This is a genomic window from Novosphingobium resinovorum, assembly GCF_036352595.1.
GTDB lineage: Bacteria > Pseudomonadota > Alphaproteobacteria > Sphingomonadales > Sphingomonadaceae > Novosphingobium > Novosphingobium resinovorum_B.
In genome coordinates this window covers 1-1,929 of record NZ_JAZFAX010000099.1, presented here as the reverse complement: position 1 = coordinate 1,929, position 1,929 = coordinate 1, and the positions used below count along the sequence as shown (strand labels likewise).

The 1,929-nt window shown below is 55.7% G+C and carries 1 protein-coding gene; it reads left to right on the top strand.

Annotated features, from left to right (window positions below):
- Nucleotides 1–409 precede the first annotated feature (409 nt).
- Nucleotides 410–1,897, top strand: coding sequence for a tyrosine-type recombinase/integrase (locus V2S85_RS27025; RefSeq protein ID WP_330705862.1), 1,488 nt, complete (start codon nt 410–412; stop codon nt 1,895–1,897).
- Nucleotides 1,898–1,929: the final 32 nt, after the last annotated feature.

The following is a 1,929-nucleotide window of genomic DNA, read 5'->3' as shown; positions in this document are numbered from 1 at the left end:
CGCTCCGTCACCGGAACCGCCCGTCTCAGCGGCAAATCGGCCCTCGTAGCTATCCGCGAACTCGTCGACGGCAGGTTCGTGGTCGCCTGATCAGAGCCCAATTGCTGACCCCGTGAGCAATTACCCCCGAGGAGCTGCCTACAGATTTCTCAGCCCATATCGTCCGACATACATGGAACAGTCGATTCCGTCGGCTCGCGGCCGAGCGTAATTGGGAGGGTCCCTTTCGCGACACGGTCAACAATTTCATCATGGGATAGGCAAAGAACTCGACGCAGTCGAAGCGCTATGCGCACACCGAGATATCCCGTGAGGCAGACCAGATCCTTGCCGATCTCCAATCGCTAGGAGGGCTACTGTCATGACAGTAGAGGAGCGCCCGCTTCCAGCGGCTGGCCGGCGCTGGCCTTTGGAAAATCAGATCGTCATCGATCGAGCCGGTCGCCCCGTCGATGTATCCGGTTCGGTGTGGCGCCTGAATGAGCCGACGGGAACGATAACGCTCAATTTTGACCTTCTCCATATCAGCGACGGCTCGATCCTTGACGCTTTTCGGAATTACATTGTCTTCAAGATCAGGACGAAGTCGCCCGCTCATGTACACAACTGCTTCGATGCATGTAGGCTACTTCTTGATACCGTCGCCGCTCAGGATGCCGCTGAGTACAATACGGTCCTGTCGTATCGCGCCTTTAGCGAAGCCTTGGCAGTATTGGGCAAAGCTGGAAAATGGCGACTTCACGATGGACGCCATTTTTATCGCTGGGCTCGACGGCAGCGGTTTGAGCCTTTCTGCCCGAAGGTAGAGAAGCGCATGCATTCTATTGTCCTGGGTGGCAATGAAAAAGGACATGCCGTTCGATCTCAAGACCCGGACAAGGGGCCGATCCCAACTCCAGTCATCGCTGATCTTATGGCTTCTCTAAAGGCAATGCGGCTTGAAGGCACAATGCCTGTCAAAGAGCAGGCCGCTATTGTTCTTGCCTTCGCTACGGGCAGCAACTCTGGCCAGTACGCTTCCATGCGTGATGAGGATATCACACCGCTTGTCGTTGATGGAGTGGTGACGAGCTATATCGTCAATATTCCACGACACAAAAAGGGTGATGCATTGTCACGGGCGCAGTTCCGACGTCGGAAATTGAATACTTTCTTGGGTGGGATTGTATGGGAGCTCGTCGCGCTGAACAGCGCAACTCCGGGTTATCAGGATCACGCTTCGAAGCCTCTATTCCGTCGTGGTGCCGGACCGGCACCCATGCGTGGTAATATTGAGCCGGAGTGGAACCTTCATTTGACCTCAATGGGGTTTCTGCAGCTTTTGAGGCGCGGCGTTGGTCGTTTGCAAGTGAAAGGAATTAACGGGAAGGACCTTCACGCAACCGTGCGCCGATTTCGGTATACTCATGCAACTCGAATGAAAAATAACGGGGCTTCTCAAGAGGCGATAGCCGATGCCCTCGATCATTCAGACCTACAGCATGTGTCAGTATACTGGGATGTCGGATCAGATATTGTCGAACATCTTGACCGGGCGCTCGCAATGTCTCTCGCGCCCCGCGCGCAAGCCTTCGCGGGAATCGTGAAAAACGAGGCTAGCGCAGTGCGCGGAAACGAGAAGGGGAGCCGCAGATACCTCGCTGATCCGGCAACCAGGCGCGTTGAGCCTGTCGGCACATGTGGCAGCTTTTCATTCTGTAACATCACTGCGCCGTACGCCTGTTACACCTGCGTCAGGTTCCAAGCATGGTCTGATGGTCCACACGAGGAGGTGCTCGCGCAACTGCTACATGGCCGTGAAAAGGTAATTGCTCACGGGGTTGGCAGAAAAGTGTTGCGCGGAGGTCGATTGGCTGATTCACCCTACGGATGCCGCCACCGCCGCTTCATGTTCTGACCGAGGCCGAGAAGAACGAGCTGCTGCTTGCT